Consider the following 17,424-nt stretch of genomic DNA (forward strand, 5'->3'; position numbering starts at 1 on the left):
TTATTGAATAACGCGAACTTTGCCCGAGGCGCTGCGAATCAGTTTGACGTGGTCGCCTTTTCTAAACATAACGTTTTCGTTAACTTCTTGTACAACGGATTGTACTTGGCCGTTATCGAGCTGAATAGTAATTTGCACGCCATTGGCCTTGTTATACATAGCCTCGGCTTTGTTGCCGACAATACCACCGACAACTGTGCCCGCCACGGCTGCGGCAGCACTGCCTCGACCGCTACCAACACTGCTGCCACCAATGCCGCCAATTAAACCACCGGCAATTTTACCGACGGCGTTGCCTTCTGAATCGATGGTGACTGACTGAAGATCAAGGATGATGCCATTTGTGACGTGTAAAGTTTGATTAGCTTCACTACGGGTGTAGCCTTCGCTGGATGGGCCATATGGGTTGGGACCGGCACAAGCGATTAATAGTAAAGATAAGGTGATTGGAAGTAGCAGCTTCATGATGTCTCCTTTTTTTAAAGGCTGTTGCAAGTTGGAGTACAAAGATCTCTGGTTGGTTCATTTCTTTAAGAGCGTATTAAGGTTTAAGGTGCCTTCTTTTACAAAGGGTAAGCTGTACATAGAGGCAGGAATGTTAACGGTGCCATGGCTGACTTTACCGGTTAAACGAAAGTGTAAATCAGTTTTGTTAGTGCCAGAGAGTGTTTCTAGTTGTTTGATTACGCCCAATGTATTGCTGATCAGAGAGACCGTTAGGTAGGCTTCTTGATAAGGTAATATATTGACCGATTGGCTGCTGACCCCGTGCGCAAATTCTGATCCATTAATTTCTAATTGATAACTAAGCCCTTTAATGAAAAACGGGAAGTCGTTTGTATTTTGAATGCGTAAGGTTAATGCGTATTCTTGCTCTAGCAGTTGTGCGTTAACCAGTTGAATATTATTAAGGCTGATTTGCGGTGGTTGTGCATGATAGGTAATACCGGCGCAACCTGCCAAGGTTAGTAGAACTATAAATGGAACTAGAAGTTGGTGTGTAAGGAAACGCATGGTTATCTCCGTGGCGGGTTTTAATCTTATGCTAGGCAGAAGCTAAAAGAAAGGGTTAGAACAAAAGAGTATCTTGGCCTTCTTCCCAAGCTGGGTATTTGTTCATAATGCTAGTAAACAGTTCAGAAGAAAGAAAGTGTTCAAACCAGCGCTGCAAATACGGGTAAGGGGTTTGCTTGAACCAATTAATGTCTACATGCGCAAACTGGCGAATAAAGGGAAAAATGCCAATGTCTGCAATCGAGGGTTCATCGTCCAGTAGAAAAGAATGCGCTGCTAATCGTTGATCTAAAAGGCTAAGAAAAGCCTCAGCTTGTGTACGATAGTGCTCTGCTGAGAAGTCGGGAAACCGATCAGCATATTTATAGTGATCGAGGTGTTGTTTAAATTCATTATCATTCAGCGATACTAGGCGGTTAGCGTCTAAAACCCGCGCCGAAGAACCCCTTAGGGACTGGCTATCGTTTATTGATGTTGCCCAGTGCACAATTTCCCAGCTTTCATCAATGACTTCACCAGTGGGTAACTGAAGCACAGGCACAGTTCCTTTAGGTGAGATCGCTAACATGGCAGGTGGCTTGTTGCGCAAGACAACTTCACGCAAGATCACCTTAATACCAGCGTGCTTTATTGCTAAGCGGGCTCGCATGGCATAGGGGCAGCGACGAAATGAATATAAAATGGGCGTGTTGGCTGTAGAGGTCACGTTTAGTGGTGGTGGCCGCCTGCGCCATGAGCATGCCCGTGTGAAATTTCTTCTTGTGTGGCGGCTCGAACATCAACAATGTCAATGTCAAAGTGAAGCGTTTGCCCTGCTAGGGGGTGATTGGTGTCTACCTTAGCCATAAATTTCCCCACTTTTACGACGTTGACTTGGTGCTGACCTTTTTCAGTTTGCACGGTGGCAATCATGCCTGGACGCCATTTTTTAGCGCCCATTAAATGTTTGACTGGAACGCTTTGAATTGAATTATCTAGACGTTCGCCATAACCATCTTTTGGTTCAACACTGACGCTAAACTTATCACCTGCTTGTTTGCCTTCAAGTGCTAATTGAACACCACGAATCATGCCGCCATGACCTTGTAAATACGCGATGGGTTCTTGAGCCGAAGAGCGCTCAATAATTTCTTGTTCGTCATTTTTTAAGATGTAGTTAAATCGTACAACGGTGTCTTTAGTAATCTGCATGGTTAAAAAGTTTGTGGTCAATAAATAACAATTTTAACATTCAAGTTTGCCTCACGGTGTAAACTTCATGGCATGAAAAAAATTGATCTTCATTCGCATACCCTTATTTCTGATGGGACATTAACCCCCAATGACTTGGTTGAACGGGCGAAAGCAAAGGGTGTTGAGATGTTAGCCATTACTGACCATGATACGGTAGATGCTTATGAGCAATTATCGCCAGCCAGTTATGACGGCTTGAAGATTATTCCTGGTGTTGAACTGTCAACGCAATGGCGAGGGGTGGGTGTTCATGTTGTCGGTTTGAACTTAAGCCTCGATAGTGCATCGATTAAAGAAGGGGTCGCTCGGCAGGAAAAAGCACGGGCTGATCGAGCACAGATTATTGCCAAACGGTTAACTAAACTGGTTGGCCCCATCGATTTTAATCGGGTCAGTGAAATTGCTAACCATAGCCAGATTGGGCGGCCCCATTTTGCACAGCATCTTGTTGAACTCGGTGTGGTTAAGAATACCTCCACGGCGTTCAAGAAATACTTGGGAGATGGAAAGCCGGGCGATGTAAAACAATGCTGGGCAGAGTTACCGAACATTATCGACTGGATAGTAAAGGCAGGCGGGGTGGCAGTATTAGCGCACCCACTGAAGTATAAAATGACATGGACTAAGCGGTCGGCGTTATTGGATGATTTTATTGCAGCAGGTGGTAGAGGGATGGAAGTTGTCTCTGGCCAGCAAAGCAAGCAAGAAACGGACAGATTGGCTAGGCTGTGTGTTGAAAAAGGCTTACTGGCTTCGTGTGGCTCGGATTTTCATCAATCGAGTCAGTGGAGTGATATTGGTGCAATGTCAGCATTTCCAACGGTATGCAAACCGATTTGGCTAGACTGGTAAGCGCTTAGTAACTGTTCAGTCGAAACTCGATTTTTTGCTTATAGGTGGAAAGAGAGTTGAATTTGCTAGCAGGAAATCGCCACGTTTGAATTGTTTTTAAGGCAGATCGGTCAAGGGCAGATGAGCCAGAGCTTTGAATAATAATTGCTCGGGTAACACGCCCATCATTAGCCACTGAAAGATCAAAAATAACCGAACCTTCAACGCCTCTTCGCCTTGCAACGCTTGGGTATTTTGGCTTAGGTTGATAGGTTGGCTGTGGCGACATAAAAAGGGCTGGTTTTTTAACTGGCGATGGCAGGGGAGAAGCGACCTTTTTGGGTGTTACTTTAGGCGTTGCAGCGGGTGCCTTTTTTTTGACCACTTTCTTGGGCTTTGGGCTTACTTTTTTTGCCGTAGCTGCCTTTGTGACAATTTTTTTTGGTGTTACTTTCTTTGGCTTAGGTTCAGGCGGTTTAATGGGTGTTGGCGGAGTAATAGGCGTTGGCACAGCCAAAGAAATACTTATTTTCTTAGTGGCAATGCTGTCAATATCATCGTTTGAAAAAATACCGGTTTGATAGGCAAGAGCCACAACAATGGCATGGGCTATAAACGAAATAAAGACAAATAGCAGCACTGACTTTGGCTTGTAAATAACCGACCCCCATGACTGTGCCACGCTACTCACGAATTATAATCAGGCTTTTTCAGGGTCCATTGATAAAGTGACTGTTTGAGTACTTGGTTTTGCAAGTCGCTTATCAATAACATTTTTTAGCGCAATAAGTAGGCCTAAACCAATAAAGGCTCCTGGCGGTAAAATAGCGAGCAAGAAGCCTTCGTAATCGCGAATGACATAAATGACCATGTCTTTAGCCGCGTCTCCAAACATTAAATGAGCGTTTGCAAATAAAGTTCCAGAGCCAAGAATTTCACGTGCGGCGCCTAGAATAACTAAAGCGGCAGTAAAGCCAAGCCCCATAGCTAAACCATCTACCACGGATGTACCAAGAGGGTTTTTGGATGCAAAGGCCTCTGCGCGGCCAATAATGGAACAATTGGTCACAATCAGTGGAATAAAGATGCCAAGTATGAGGTATAGCTCATAAAAGAAGGCGTTCATGAGCAGCTCAATGGCGGTGACAATGGAGGCAATAATGAGTACAAAAACGGGCAGCCTAATTTCGCTACCCACTTGTCGCCGAATAATAGACACAATAGCATTGGATAATACGAGGGTGAGGGTGGTTGCCAGCCCAAGCCCTAAACCGTTAATAACGGTATTACTCACTGCCAGCAAGGGGCATAGCCCTAGTAGAGCAACGAAGGCTTGGTTGTTATCCCAAAGACCATTTTTTAAAATTTGTTTGTAACTATCCATTGTTAGTTGCTTGGGTAATGGTTGTTAATGTTTCTTGATTGGCTTGATAATATTGTAAGGTTCTTAACACTGCTTTAACGACGGCTCTAGGTGTAATAGTAGCGCCAGTAAATTGGTCAAAACGACCTCCGTCCTTCTTAACCTGCCATAAACGGCTTACAGGGTTGTTTAATGAACGTCCATTAAAGCCGTAGATCCAATCACTCTTGTTGGTATCAATGGCATCGCCTAGCCCCGGTGTTTCGTGATGTGAGACCACGCGAACACCAATTAGTTCGCCATTCGCTCGAATAGCCACCAATAGTTTGATAGAGCCATTGTAGCCATCCGCTGCGGTCGGTGAAGCAATGATGGCCATCAGTTTGTTGTTTTTGATGGCTTTATAAATAGTGACTTCGTGTTTATTTCCAAAGGCACTTGGGTCTACGACTTGAAGTGTATCTGTTAGCAGATCGTTATCATGAAGCGTTTCAGGGACTAGTTCACGTAGGTTTTGTAAAATAAATAAGCGCTCATTATCTGCAATTTTTTCATGTGTTATCGAATAAGTAAGCGAGACAAGCCCAATGCCAATTAGCGAAAACAAGCCGAGCACCCAGCCAGACTTTAGAATTGATGTTTTATTATTAGCCATATTAGTGGTGCCCATAAACGCGTGGAGGCGTGTAATGGTCGATCAGTGGAACGGCCATATTAATAAGGATAACTGCAAAAGCAATGCCTTCGGGGTAACCACCCCATGTACGAATAATGTAAGTGAGTAAGCCAATTAAAACGCCATAAATAAAGCGGCCCTTTAAGGTCGCGGCAGCGGTAACCGGATCGGTAGCGATAAAGAAAGCACCGAGTATGGCGCCACCGCTAAGCAAGTGAAACAACGGTGATGGTGTCACGCTAGGTTCCAGTAGGTAGAAAGCAAAGCTGATGGTGAACAAGCCACTTAACAAACCGACAGGAATATGCCAGCTAATGATTTTTTTAAATACTAATAGAAGGCCGCCCACAAGGTAAGCAATAGACACCCATTGCCAGCCTTCACCTGACAGACTACCAAATATAGATGATGAGCGTATTTCACCGATGGTTTGATTCAGGCTGAGCTGCGTCTTCATTTCATCGAGTGGTGTTGCCGCGGTTATTGCGTCAATTAGTGCTTGTTTAGGTTGTTGATCTAGAATAATGGGTAGTAGATCAGTAAAGCTGCTATCGGCAGGTAGCATTGAATAGGGCAGCATCCAAACGGTCATGCTTTTTGGAAAAGAAACCATTAAGACGGCAAAGGCAACCATTGCTGGATTGAACGGGTTATAACCGAGCCCGCCGTATAAGTGTTTGGCAATAACAATAGCAATAAAAGCACCTATGCACGGAATCCACCATGGTGCGATGGTGGGTAAGGCAAGTGCTAAAAGTACGGCAGTTACTACGGCGCTTAGGTCAGACAGAAAAGGGAGTACAGGCCTGTTACGAAGGTTCAACATGACCGCCTCAGTGATAACGGCGGTGGAAACACAGATAATAATATTGCTTAAAACGCCTAGGCCAAATTGCCAAATCATCGTAATGATGCCCGGCACTAATGCAATAAGAACCCAGAGCATCATTTTCTGAATACTATTTTGCGGTTCAATAAAGGGCGCGTTAGAGGTTAAAAAATGCACAGTTTAGCCCTCGTCTGGTGTTGGGTTTTTCTTGGCTTTTGAGCGACTAACAGCAGCATCAATTTCTTCCTTAGCAGGTTTATTTTTTAACGCTGCTTTCTTTTTGCGAGAACGTTCTGCGCGTTCTGCTTTCTCACGAGCGATACGTTCTTCTCTTGCTTCAAAGCGTTCACGGGCCACATTGGATAAATGCTTTTCATGCTTTTGTACTTTTAAGGCACTTTTTGCATATCGAAAATGTTGTACCAATGGAATATGGCTTGGGCACGCGACATCGCAACAGCCGCACTCAATACAATCAAATAAATTTAGTTTTTCAGCCTTTTCTAGCTGCTCAGAACGGCTATACCAATACAGCTGTTGTGGGAGTAGTGAAACCGGGCATACGCTGGCGCATAAGCCGCAGCGAATACAGGGCATGGCTTGTTTTTCGGTGACTACCTCTTGTTTGCTGGCAACTAGAATACAGTTGGTTGCTTTGATAATGGGGATATCGTCGTTTAACAACGCAAAGCCCATCATTGGGCCGCCCATAATTAAGCGTTCGGCAAATTTTGTGTAGCCATTGCAAATATCAATCAGTGCTTTAATAGGCGTGCCTAATCTAACCTCAAGGTTATGAGGCTTATTAACCCCTTCTCCGGTGACGGTGATAATTCTTGATGTTAGCGGTTTGCCTTCAATAACCGCCTGTTGAACTGCGTAAACAGTACCAACATTAATAGATACAATGCCAATGTCCGCAGGAATTTTGCCGCTGGGAACTTCTTTACCCGTTAGGGTTTGAATCAGTTGTTTTTCGCCACCTGTTGGGTAGATAGTTGGAATTTGAACGGCGCTAATAATGCTGTTTTGGTGCTCGGCTATGGTGCGTTGAACGGTCTTAAACGTGTCGGGTACATTGTCTTCAATAGCAAGAATCGCACGCTTTGCGCCGGTCATATGTAGCAGAATTTCAATGCCTTCTACGATGCGATCGGAGCGCTCTTTTAATAGCCGATCATCGCAGGAGATATAAGGTTCACACTCGGCACCGTTTAAAATTAAAGTGTCGATTTGGATAGCTTTGCTTTGCGTGTTAAGTTTGATCGCGGTAGGAAATGCGGCGCCACCTAGGCCAACAATCCCAGCTTCACGAATCAGTTGAACCAGTTTCTCAGCCGATAACTGTTTGAAGTCAGCCTGAGGTGTTGGTGTTACTTCGGTATCGAGGCCATCAGTTTCTATTGTTATAGAGGGCGCAGAAAAACCAGAAGGGTGGGGGATTAGGTGGTCGGCAATGCTTATTACAGTGCCAGAGCTGCTGGCATGAATCGGTGCGCTGATCATGCCTTGCGCTTCAGCTATTTTTTGTCCACGTAGCACAGTGTCGCCAACGTTAACCAGCGGTTTTGCAGCATTACCAATGTGCTGGCCTAAGGGGTAAATTAAGTGCTTTGGTACAGGTGCTATTTCAATGGGTAAGTTGACCGACTCATTTTTATGGTCGGCAAGCGATGGTAGACCACCTTTAAATGACCATAGTTTCATGAGTTTTTCTCTTCAGAAGATTTAGGTTTTTCCCACTCCCAAAGGGACAAGGTTGTTGCCACAGGCTCCATTGTTATGCACTCAACAGGGCAAGGGGATACGCACAATTCACACCCCGTGCATTCTGCTTCGATAACGGTATGCATATGTTTGGGTGCACCTAGAATAGCGTCTACAGGGCAGGCTTGAATACAGAGTTTGCAACCAATACAGGTATTTTCATCAATAACCGCCACTAAGTTTGCTTTCTCAACGCCGTTTTCTTCGTTGAGTGGTTTGGGTTCAACCCCTAATAAGTCTGCAAGGGCGATAATGCCTGCTTCGCCACCGGGTGGGCATTGATTGATGTCAGCATCACCATTGGCAATAGCTTGTGCGTATGGTCGGCAGCCAGGGAAGTTACATTGACCACATTGAGTCTGTGGTAAGACAGCATCAATTTTATCAACCAGTGGGTCACCTTCTACCTTAAAGCGAATAGCGGCATACCCAAGAAGGATACCAAGTGCGGCGAATAAAATAATGAGTATAAAAAAAGACATGAGTTAGAATTTAATCAAGCCTGAAAAGCCCATAAAGGCAACTGACATTAAGCCCGCAGTGATTAAAGCAATAGCATTACCTTTAAATGGCTCGGGCACGTCAGACACTGTAATGCGTTCTCGAATGGTGGAAAATAACACCAACACCAAAGAAAACCCTAAAGCGGCACCAAAGCCATATAAGCCAGATTCTATAAAATTATGCTCTTCTTGAACGCTTAATAAGGCGACACCTAAGACAGCGCAATTAGTGGTAATAAGCGGCAGATAAATACCTAAAACCTGATGCAGTAAGGGGCTTGTTTTATGGACGATAGCTTCGGTCAATTGCACAACGACAGCAATAACAACAATAAAAGTAATGGTCCGCAAATATTCTAAGCCTAAAGGAGCCAGTAAATAATGATTGGCTAAATAACTGCAAATGGACGCTAGGGTAAGTACAAATGTTGTCGCAAATCCCATGCCCATAGCAGTTTCCAGCTTGTTTGAAACACCCATAAAGGGGCACAAGCCGAGAAATTTCACCAACACAAAGTTGTTGACTAGTATGGTGCTGACTAAAATGAGTAGGTATTCAGACATAGGGTAAATAAAGGGTTTTGACTAGTATATAGCCATTAGTTCAAATCGTATGGTTGATTGTTAGCGCCTCATATAACCAGATAGAATGAAAATTGTATTTAATATTCAATTTAAGAATTATAGGGGCTTTTTATTAAATGCTCAACTTTTTGCACCATACTGGTTTTTATTTAATGCGCATTCCGGGTTTTGCGCCATTGTCTGGCGATAAGATCCATAATTCATCACCACCTGGACCTGCGGCTAGAACCATGCCTTCGGATACGCCAAAGCGCATTTTACGTGGTTTAAGATTAGCGACCATAACAGTGAGTCGGCCTTCAAGTTGCTCAGGCGTATAGGCAGATTTTAACCCTGCTAATACTTGCCGGCTTTCATCACCCAAACTTAGTGTTAAACGAAGTAATTTGTCAGCCTCTTCAACGTGCTCGGCTTTTTCAATAAGGGCAACGCGCAAATCAATATTAGCAAAATCGTCAAACTCGATAGTATTGGCTATCTTTTCAATTTTTTTAGTCGCTGGGCTTTTTGCGGCAGTAGGGGTTGAGAGTAAGTTTTCTTTCGATGCTTCAATTAAAGCGCTGAGCTTATCTGCGTCAACACGGGCCATCAAGGGTTTGAATTTATTGATGGTGTGAGCGGTTAGAGGCGATAACCCATCTGGCCAAGCAAACTCGCCGGCGTTGATAAATGTTTCAGCTTTAGCAACCATCGTTGGTACAACGGGTTTTAAGTAACTGGCAATAACATAAAATAAATTAATGCCGACACTGCAAATGTCGTGTAATTCAGCATCGCAATTGTCTTGCTTAGCAATGACCCATGGCTGTTTTTCGTCAATATACTGGTTGGCTTTATCGGCCAAGGCAGAAATGGCGCGCATGGCTTTGCCGTATTCGCGTGACTCGTACAGTTCAGCAATAGTGTGGTTTTCCTCAACAAATGATTGAAATAGCTCAGGCTCGGAGCACGTAGCGGATAATTCATTATTAAACCGTTTTTTAATAAAGCCACTGCAACGGCTCGCAATGTTTACCACTTTATTTACAAGGTCAGTGTTGACGCGCTGGCTAAAGTCTTCGAAGTTAAGGTCGATATCTTCAACCCGGTTGCTCAATTTTGCTGCAAAGTAATAGCGTAAATACTCAGGGTTTAAGTGCTCTAAATAAGTGCGAGCTTTGATAAAGGTGCCGCGAGACTTTGACATTTTTTCACCATTAACGGTTAAAAAGCCGTGAGAAAATATTGCGGTTGGGGTTCTAAACCCAGCACCTGTTAACATGGCTGGCCAAAATAAGGCATGAAAGTAGACAATGTCTTTGCCGATAAAGTGATAAAGCTCGGTGTTACTGTCTTTACCCCAGTACTCGTCAAAAGCAAGCCCATTTTGGTCGCATAAATTCTTAAAGCTGCCCATGTAGCCAACCGGCGCATCAAGCCAAACATAAAAGAATTTGCCTGGTGCGTTAGGGATTTCAAAACCGAAGTAAGGCGCATCCCGAGAGATATCCCAGTCTTGCAAGCCCACTTCAAACCATTCGTTTAGTTTGTTAGATACTTGTTCTTGTAGATGACCAGATTGAGTCCAGTCTTTTAACATGGTTTCAAATTCGCCCAGTTTAAAGAAAAAATGCTCTGACTCTTTATCAATGGGCCTTTCACCTGAAACAGCTGAAACAGGGTTAATTAAATCGGTAGGGGAATACGTTGCACTGCAGACTTCACAGTTATCACCGTACTGATCGGCGGCACCACATTTTGGGCATTCGCCTTTGATAAAACGATCAGGAAGAAACATTTCCTTAACCGGGTCATAAGCTTGGGTGATGGTTTTGCTGTGAATATGCTGCTTTTCATGTAAGCGGTTGTAGATCAGTTCGGCAAAGTCACGTGTTTCGTCTGAATGGGTTGTATAAAAATTATCGAAACCAATATTAAAGTCTTGGAAATCGGCGTTGTGCTGAGTCCATGTGTCTGCAATTAATTGCTCAGGTGTTATGCCTTCTTGTTGTGCCCTTAACATAATGGGTGTGCCGTGTGCATCATCGGCGCAAACATAATGACAGGTATGTCCTCGCTGTTTTTGAAAACGCACCCAGATATCAGTTTGGATATATTCAACTAAATGGCCAATATGAATAGGGCCGTTAGCGTAAGGTAAAGCACTGGTAACAAGAATTTTTCTTATTTCGTTTGACATAAATAAAGGTGATAGTGTTGAGCAAGTAAGCCTAACAATAAATGGTGTTGTATAGGCGTTGGTTTATTTGGCTGTATTGTCCCATAAAATAAGCACAATGCCTTCGGCATTGTGCTTATTCTTTACACGGTATGTTTTAAGTTTATGAAAAAAGTTGTCCGGTTTGTGAATTTAAAATGACGTTATTTAAAAACGCAGTTTTTTGCAAAATCAGATGTTTGGTTAGCGGTCCAATCAGCTTTAGATTTTTCTTTCATGTCTGTGCACCAAGCGTCACTTCCAACTTCTGGCGTACATGCTGTAAGGGTGAATAATGTGATGACAAGGGCGCTAAGGGCGCTTTTTTTAATGATGCTCATGGGTGTCCTTAAAAGTGTTGATGTTAGACGTGTTGTGAAAACGAGATACGGAGATGCTACTAAAATTAGTCGTGTAGGTGTTAATAATTTTATCAACCCTTGTCGATGATGTGAGGCTGGCTTATAAATGGTTGCTTGGTTTGCGCTTTTAGTCGGTGCCTAAAATTCGCAAAAGTTGCGAATAAACGTATAGAATAGAGTGTTTTATTGCAGGGCTATTTGGAGCACAAATGAGTGAATTGTCAGTAACAGGTATAGAGCAGCACCTAAAAGAATTTATTGACCCGTTAACGGGTAACAGTATCGTGTCTAATAAGGCGTTGAAAAACTTAACACTGGTCAATGGTGAGCTTCGAGTTGAGCTCATATTGGGGTACCCAGCTGCGGGCGTTAAAGAGCAGTTAGAGGCTGAGGTTACGGCGCATCTTCAGCAGCTCGATGGCATTAACAGTGTTGAGGTAACGATTAGCTGGATCATCAAACCACACGCTGTTCAAAAGGGCGTTAAATTAATGAATGGTGTAAAGAATATGGTGGCTGTGGCTTCTGGAAAAGGAGGGGTCGGCAAATCAACAACATCGGTTAATTTAGCGTTGGCGCTTGTTGCAGAAGGTGCACGTGTCGGCATTCTTGATGCGGATATTTATGGCCCAAGTCAACCGACCATGTTAGGTATTAGTGGTCGCCCTAGTTCGCCAGATGGCCGAACCATACAGCCAATGGAAAGCCATGGTCTGCAAGTGATGTCAGTTGGTTTTTTAGTTGACGAAGATACACCGATGATTTTGCGTGGGCCGATGGTTACGCAAGCCTTAGGTCAATTGTTAAATGATACAAATTGGGATGATCTTGACTATTTAATTATTGATATGCCACCGGGAACCGGCGATATCCATTTAACCTTGGCACAAACTGTTCCTGTAACAGGTTCTGTCGTGGTGACAACACCGCAAGATATCGCCTTGATTGATGCTAAGAAAGGCCTAAAAATGTTTGAAAAAGTGGATATTCCAGTGCTCGGAATCATTGAAAATATGAGTCTGCATATCTGTTCAAACTGCCAACACGAAGAAGCAATTTTCGGGCAAGGCGGTGGCGAGGCGATGGCGCAACAATATGGTGTTGAATTTTTGGGAGCGCTGCCGTTGGATATCTCTATTCGAACCAGCACAGATACTGGAACCCCCACCGTTGCGTTAGACCCGGACAGCCAAATTTCTGTGATTTATAGAAAAATGGCTAGGAAACTGGCCGCATCATTGTCAGTAAAAGCAAAAGACTTTAGTGGCAAAATTCCAAACATTGTTATTAATTAATTAGGTTCGCTATGGGTATTAAATCAGACAGCTGGATTCGCCGTATGGCGAATGAAAAAGGGATGATCGAGCCTTTTGAGTCGCATCAGGTGAGACACTCAGATGAGGGGCGAGTTATTTCTTATGGTACATCGAGTTATGGTTACGATATTCGATGTTCTGATGAGTTTAAAATTTTCACGAATATTAATTCGGCAGTGGTTGACCCTAAAAATTTCGATGAAAATAGCTTTGTTGATATTAAGTCGGATGTTTGCATTATTCCACCTAATTCATTTGCCTTGGCAAGAACGGTTGAATACCTAAGGATCCCACGGGATGTGTTGACAATTTGCTTGGGTAAATCAACATATGCGCGTTGCGGCATTATCGTTAATGTCACCCCATTGGAGCCAGAGTGGGAAGGGCATGTTACTTTGGAATTTTCGAATACCACACCTTTGCCAGCCAAAATTTATGCTAATGAAGGCGTCGCGCAAATATTGTTTTTAGGTGCCGACGAAATATGTGAAACATCATATGGCGATCGCGGTGGTAAGTATCAAGGACAAACTGGCGTTACATTACCTAAAGCTTAACGAGGCGTTGTGTTGCTAGTTGTCAAAATGAGCACTTAGCAGGCGCATTTCAAAAGTCCCATAGGTTTTTTTACGTTGTAAAAGAATGGGGAGGTTATGTAATTCCTTTGCGCACCAATAATAGGTAATCAAGGGTTTATCGTCTTTTTTACGCGCAAGTTTAATGGTCTGGTATTGTTTTCCGGCTACTTTAATTTGCTCGTCGCCTAGTTGGGTAAAGGAGTAGGTTTTTAATTTTCCACCATCGGCAACTTGGTAGCTCAACGACTTTTCGGCCGGGTTTTTTAAGTCCTGCATTAGGGCTAATTGTAAAAGCGCTTTATCTAAGACGCCGTTGCTTAGCGTTAGCCTCCAATCGTGCCCTTTTGACGAATTTGTAAGTGTTTTTGTCTGCCAATCAAAGTGCAATTTTATGTTTTTCTTGTCATCGCCAAGAGTTTGTTGGTATTCGTAGGATAAAGGCCTTACTTGCTGTTCAGTGAACTCAAATCGACTGCTTTCAAGTACGATATCGTCACGTACGAAGGCAAGCAAGCCGCTTGTTTCAGTGGATGAGAGAAGCTGATATTGGCCATTGGCTAACATTTTAACGTTTAATGAAACGTGGCCAATTTCAATATTATTATGGCTTAGTTTGTACTCGGCTTTAAAGGTGGGAAGGGTTTGGTCAGCTGCAAAAGTATGAGTAGATAATAGACTAAAAAAAACGACGACAATGAATAGGCTGGTTTTTTTTAGTAATATATTCATCTGCTTACATTACATGTAATCCATGACGACTGGGCCGCTCATTTTTTTTCCATCCATATAGACTTCGTTGCCTTTTAGTTCAATTCGCCCCTCGGCAAGCCAGCTAATGGCGGTTGGGTAAATAAGGTGTTCCTTCGTTTTAATTCGAAGCTCAAGGCTCTCGGGGCTGTCGTTGGGAAGAACCGGTAAGCGTGCTTGCAAAACCACGGGGCCGCCATCGAGCTCAGTATTAACAAAATGTACGCTGCTACCGTGAAGTGGCTCGCCATCGTCCATAACCCGTTGGTGTGTGTGCATGCCTTTGTATTTTGGCAGCAAAGAGGGGTGAATATTGATGAGTCTGCCGTAATAATGGTTCACAAAGTCATCGCTAAGAATGCGCATGAACCCAGCTAAAACCACTAAATCAGGTTTGTATTCATCAATTTGTTGTTGCAAGTCTTGATCGAAGGCTTCACGTGATGAATAAGTGGTGTGATCTAAGACATGGGTTGGAATATTGGCTTCTTTGGCACGGTTAAGTCCCATAACCCCGGGCTTGTTACTGATAACCGCCGAAATAGTGGCGGGTAGGCCAGTATCTATAATCGATTGGAGCGTTGTGCCAGAGCCCGATAGTAAAACGACAATACGATAGTCGGAGTTCATTATGATTAAAGGTAGTTAACCTTGGGTTCGCCCTCGGCTTGGGCAATATCGCCGATGATGAATGCAGACTCTCCGCTTGATTCAAGTTGAGCGAGAACAGCGTCTACATGGTCTTTTGCGACGCAAAGGACCATGCCGATGCCGCAATTAAAAGTTTTAAGCATTTCCTCATCGCTAATATTACCTTCTTCTTGAAGCCAATCGAACAACGCGAGCGTTGGCCAGCTACCTAGTTTTACATTGGCTACTGTATTGTCAGGTAAGACGCGGGGCAAGTTCTCGGTGATGCCGCCACCGGTAATATGAGCGATGGCATGAATGGGTTGTTTGCTGATTAAATCAAGTAGGGTCTTAACGTAAATACGCGTTGGTTCGAGTAAAACATCGGTAAGAGGTTTGTTGTCCAATGTTTGATTTAGGTCGTCTTGTAGTTCGATTACTTTGCGAATTAATGAGTAGCCATTTGAATGTGCGCCTGATGAGGCAAGGCCAATTAATATATCGCCAACGGCAACTTCGGCGCCATCAATGATGTTGTCTTTTTCAGCAATACCAACACTAAAGCCTGCTAAGTCGTAATCTTCGCCATGATACATTCCGGGCATTTCGGCGGTTTCACCGCCAACCAGTGCGGCACCGGCCAATTCACAACCCTTTCCAATGCCTGCAATTACGTCACTGGCCACGTCTACATTGAGTTTGCCTGTTGCGTAATAGTCGAGAAAGAATAAAGGTTCAGCGCCGGTTACGATGATGTCATTGACGCACATGGCAACAAGGTCTATGCCGATCGTGTCATGCTTGTTCAGCATCATAGCCAATTTAAGTTTTGTTCCAACACCATCGGTGCCGGAGACAAGCACGGGCTTTTTATAACGATCGAGTGGTAGCTCAAATAAAGAGCCAAAGCCGCCCAGCCCTGACAGGACGCCTGCGCGCTGGGTTCGCTTAGCAATAGGCTTTATTCGTTCGACGAGTTGTGTGCCGGCATCAATATCAACACCTGCGTCTTTATAGCTTAGGCTATTCTTTGAATCGTTCAAAATAAACTGTATTCGGTTATAAAAAGTTAGATTATATCAGTTGAGTTAATTGTTGGCAGTAATAGGGCTAACTATATTATGCTATAGCTTATTATTAATTAAGGTTGTGTGGGCGTAATGATGCGTTTTTTAGTGAGTATTTTATTGTTACTGTTATCTGTGCCGGCATATGCGGTGCAGCTAGAGGGCCTATACACGGCGCAAGTAGAAGTTGATGACCAGTCTCAGTCTGTGCGTAATCAGGCCATTAAAAAGGCGCTTCATACAGTAGTACGTAAAGTCTCTGGCCGTCGTAGTACATTGAATAATTCGCCGTTACTGGAAGCCTTATCGAATGTTGGCTCCTATGTAGAGCAGTTCCAGTATAAAAAAAGAGATCAAGATAACGGATATTGGTTGATCGTTAGGTTTCAAAAAGCTGCACTAGATCGAACTTTGCAACAGTTTGATGTGCCTGTTTGGGGCGCTAATAGGCCGGATGTGTTGTTATGGTTAGCAGTGGATGATGGTAATGATCGTTATATACTCAATAGCAGCACAGGCAAAGAATTGGCTGATGCGCTGAAACAAGAGTCGTTAGATGCTGGCTTAGCAGTGACCCTACCTTTGTTAGATTTGGCAGATCAAAGAGCCGTTAGTTTTAACGATATACGGGCAGGTTTTTCAGAGCAGATAGCGCTCGCTTCTCAACGTTATAGTACAAATCAGGTAATCTTTGCTCGGTTGTTAAAAACCAACGGGATATGGCAGCTTAACTGGACCTGGCTAAGTGAAGGTCGGCAATACGATGGGGTGGAAAAATCCTCCGGTGTTAGTACTGTTTTTCAGCCGGTATTTATTGAAATGACAGAAAAGCTAGCAGATATTTATGCCCCGATGGGTATTGTCAGCTTGGAAAAAAAGCTGACAATTGAGCTGATTGGAGTTGATGACCTGCTGGCATTTACTCGCGCTACAGGCTATTTATCATCGCTTGATATGGTAAAAAAATTAAACTGGGAGCAATTACAGGGAAATAAGGTGGTGCTGAACCTAGTTATCACAGGTGATGAGTCGGTATTGATACAGACCATTGCATTGAACGATGTTTTGTCACCGGGTAGTTCTCAAAGAATAGTTGCCCCGGTTAGTGCCGATATCAATAGCTTGCCTGCTCAACCATTGGAAAAAGTTCTTTACTACCGAGTCAACTAAATGAATAGGCGCGATATTCCTAACCTGATCAGTGTCATTAGGATTGTATTAGTTTTACCAATCATCTATTTGTTATGGAACAAGCAGTATCAGATGACCTTGGCGCTTTTTATTATTGCTGGGTTGTCAGATGCATTAGATGGTTTTTTAGCTAAGCGATATGACTGGACGAGCCAGTTGGGGTCTTTTCTAGACCCATTAGCTGATAAGTTGCTATTGGTGTCCTGCTTTTTAGTATGCGTCTTAACAGGCTTAATGCCTGCTTGGCTATTTATTGTGATTTTGTTGCGTGACGTCATTGTGTCTTTTGGCGCTCTAGCGTATCACTTGATGATTGAGACGTTTCAAGGCACGCCACCATTTTCTAGTAAGTTAAATACGACATTTCAGATAGTTTATTTGGTGTTGTTAATAGCCAGCCAAGGCATCGTGCCTATACCGCACAGTTGGATTGAGTTTGCGCTTTATTCGGTTGCTGCAACTACTGTCATTAGTGGTTTAGAGTATGTTTGGAGCTGGGGGTTTAAAGCATGGGAAGCGAAGGTTCGGGAGTAGT

21 protein-coding genes are annotated in these 17,424 nt (G+C 43.6%); 5 read left to right on the forward strand and 16 right to left on the reverse strand.

Annotated elements, in window-relative coordinates:
• The 4 genes from Q91_RS00725 to Q91_RS00740 are packed head-to-tail and all read right to left on the reverse strand — an operon-like array spanning position 1 to position 2,205.
• A complete protein-coding gene (locus Q91_RS00725) occupies positions 1-465 on the reverse strand; it encodes a hypothetical protein (protein WP_015004957.1) in 465 nt (154 codons plus the stop codon).
• A 57-nt stretch (positions 466-522) separates the two neighbouring features.
• Positions 523-1,014, reverse strand: coding sequence for an LEA type 2 family protein (locus Q91_RS00730; protein WP_015004958.1), 492 nt, complete (start codon positions 1,012-1,014; stop codon positions 523-525).
• A gap of 55 nt (positions 1,015-1,069) precedes the next feature.
• A complete protein-coding gene (locus Q91_RS00735) occupies positions 1,070-1,720 on the reverse strand; it encodes a glutathione S-transferase (protein WP_041230471.1) in 651 nt (216 codons plus the stop codon).
• A gap of 2 nt (positions 1,721-1,722) precedes the next feature.
• Entirely contained in the window at positions 1,723-2,205 is a 483-nt protein-coding gene (locus Q91_RS00740; protein WP_015004960.1) for a peptidylprolyl isomerase, read from the reverse strand.
• Between the two features lie 72 nt (positions 2,206-2,277).
• On the opposite strand from Q91_RS00740, the gene Q91_RS00745 reads away from it, so the two are divergent.
• The gene (locus Q91_RS00745; RefSeq protein ID WP_015004961.1) at positions 2,278-3,099 is read left to right on the forward strand and encodes a PHP domain-containing protein; all 822 of its coding nucleotides are present in this window, start codon (positions 2,278-2,280) and stop codon (positions 3,097-3,099) included.
• 4 nt (positions 3,100-3,103) lie between these two features.
• Here Q91_RS00745 and Q91_RS00750 read toward each other — a convergent pair whose 3' ends face one another.
• The 9 genes from Q91_RS00750 to Q91_RS11450 all read right to left on the reverse strand — a co-directional run bounded on the left by Q91_RS00750 (position 3,104) and on the right by Q91_RS11450 (position 11,339).
• Complete coding sequence (locus Q91_RS00750; protein ID WP_238538342.1) at positions 3,104-3,760, reverse strand: energy transducer TonB; 657 nt, start codon at positions 3,758-3,760, stop codon at positions 3,104-3,106.
• Positions 3,761-3,778: 18 nt separating this feature from the next.
• Complete coding sequence (locus tag Q91_RS00755) at positions 3,779-4,462, reverse strand: electron transport complex subunit E (RefSeq protein ID WP_015004963.1); 684 nt, start codon at positions 4,460-4,462, stop codon at positions 3,779-3,781.
• Positions 4,455-5,096: an electron transport complex subunit RsxG gene (rsxG, locus tag Q91_RS00760; protein ID WP_015004964.1), complete on the reverse strand. Its 642-nt coding sequence runs from the start codon at positions 5,094-5,096 to the stop codon at positions 4,455-4,457. Before rsxG ends, Q91_RS00755 begins: the two co-directional genes overlap by 8 nt.
• A 1-nt stretch (position 5,097) precedes the next feature.
• Positions 5,098-6,123: an electron transport complex subunit RsxD gene (gene rsxD / locus Q91_RS00765; protein WP_015004965.1), complete on the reverse strand. Its 1,026-nt coding sequence runs from the start codon at positions 6,121-6,123 to the stop codon at positions 5,098-5,100.
• A 3-nt stretch (positions 6,124-6,126) separates the two neighbouring features.
• Positions 6,127-7,653: an electron transport complex subunit RsxC gene (gene rsxC / locus Q91_RS00770; RefSeq protein WP_015004966.1), complete on the reverse strand. Its 1,527-nt coding sequence runs from the start codon at positions 7,651-7,653 to the stop codon at positions 6,127-6,129.
• Positions 7,650-8,195, reverse strand: a complete 546-nt coding sequence (rsxB, locus tag Q91_RS00775; RefSeq protein ID WP_015004967.1) for an electron transport complex subunit RsxB — start codon at positions 8,193-8,195, stop codon at positions 7,650-7,652. Before rsxB ends, rsxC begins: the two co-directional genes overlap by 4 nt.
• Before the next feature lie 3 nt (positions 8,196-8,198).
• The gene (gene rsxA, locus Q91_RS00780; protein ID WP_015004968.1) at positions 8,199-8,780 is read right to left on the reverse strand and encodes an electron transport complex subunit RsxA; all 582 of its coding nucleotides are present in this window, start codon (positions 8,778-8,780) and stop codon (positions 8,199-8,201) included.
• A 166-nt stretch (positions 8,781-8,946) separates the two neighbouring features.
• Positions 8,947-10,980, reverse strand: a complete 2,034-nt coding sequence (gene metG / locus Q91_RS00785; RefSeq protein WP_015004969.1) for a methionine--tRNA ligase — start codon at positions 10,978-10,980, stop codon at positions 8,947-8,949.
• A 182-nt stretch (positions 10,981-11,162) separates the two neighbouring features.
• Complete coding sequence (locus Q91_RS11450) at positions 11,163-11,339, reverse strand: DUF3012 domain-containing protein (protein ID WP_020931845.1); 177 nt, start codon at positions 11,337-11,339, stop codon at positions 11,163-11,165.
• Between the two features lie 230 nt (positions 11,340-11,569).
• Between Q91_RS11450 and apbC the strand changes: the two genes are divergently transcribed.
• Both apbC and dcd read left to right on the forward strand, forming a co-directional pair.
• Positions 11,570-12,655, forward strand: coding sequence for an iron-sulfur cluster carrier protein ApbC (apbC, locus tag Q91_RS00790; RefSeq protein WP_015004970.1), 1,086 nt, complete (start codon positions 11,570-11,572; stop codon positions 12,653-12,655).
• 11 nt (positions 12,656-12,666) lie between these two features.
• A complete protein-coding gene (gene dcd / locus Q91_RS00795) occupies positions 12,667-13,233 on the forward strand; it encodes a dCTP deaminase (protein WP_015004971.1) in 567 nt (188 codons plus the stop codon).
• 15 nt (positions 13,234-13,248) lie between these two features.
• Here the strand turns inward: dcd and Q91_RS00800 are convergent, their stop codons facing one another.
• From Q91_RS00800 to purM, 3 genes are read right to left on the reverse strand one after another with little or no spacing between them, the layout of a single operon-like run.
• Entirely contained in the window at positions 13,249-13,983 is a 735-nt protein-coding gene (locus Q91_RS00800) for a DUF3108 domain-containing protein (RefSeq protein ID WP_015004972.1), read from the reverse strand.
• 9 nt (positions 13,984-13,992) lie between these two features.
• Positions 13,993-14,631, reverse strand: coding sequence for a phosphoribosylglycinamide formyltransferase (gene purN / locus Q91_RS00805; protein ID WP_015004973.1), 639 nt, complete (start codon positions 14,629-14,631; stop codon positions 13,993-13,995).
• Between the two features lie 5 nt (positions 14,632-14,636).
• Positions 14,637-15,674, reverse strand: coding sequence for a phosphoribosylformylglycinamidine cyclo-ligase (gene purM / locus Q91_RS00810; RefSeq protein ID WP_015004974.1), 1,038 nt, complete (start codon positions 15,672-15,674; stop codon positions 14,637-14,639).
• Between the two features lie 117 nt (positions 15,675-15,791).
• Here purM and Q91_RS00815 point away from each other — a divergent pair, with 117 nt between their 5' ends.
• Together Q91_RS00815 and Q91_RS00820 are read left to right on the forward strand one after the other, a co-directional pair.
• Positions 15,792-16,868: a DUF2066 domain-containing protein gene (locus tag Q91_RS00815; RefSeq protein ID WP_015004975.1), complete on the forward strand. Its 1,077-nt coding sequence runs from the start codon at positions 15,792-15,794 to the stop codon at positions 16,866-16,868.
• The gene (locus tag Q91_RS00820) at positions 16,869-17,423 is read left to right on the forward strand and encodes a CDP-alcohol phosphatidyltransferase family protein (protein WP_020931848.1); all 555 of its coding nucleotides are present in this window, start codon (positions 16,869-16,871) and stop codon (positions 17,421-17,423) included. It abuts the gene before it with no gap.
• The last annotated feature ends 1 nt before the right edge of the window (position 17,424 follow it).

Source organism: Cycloclasticus sp. P1 (assembly GCF_000299965.1).
Taxonomy (GTDB): domain Bacteria; phylum Pseudomonadota; class Gammaproteobacteria; order Methylococcales; family Cycloclasticaceae; genus Cycloclasticus; species Cycloclasticus pugetii.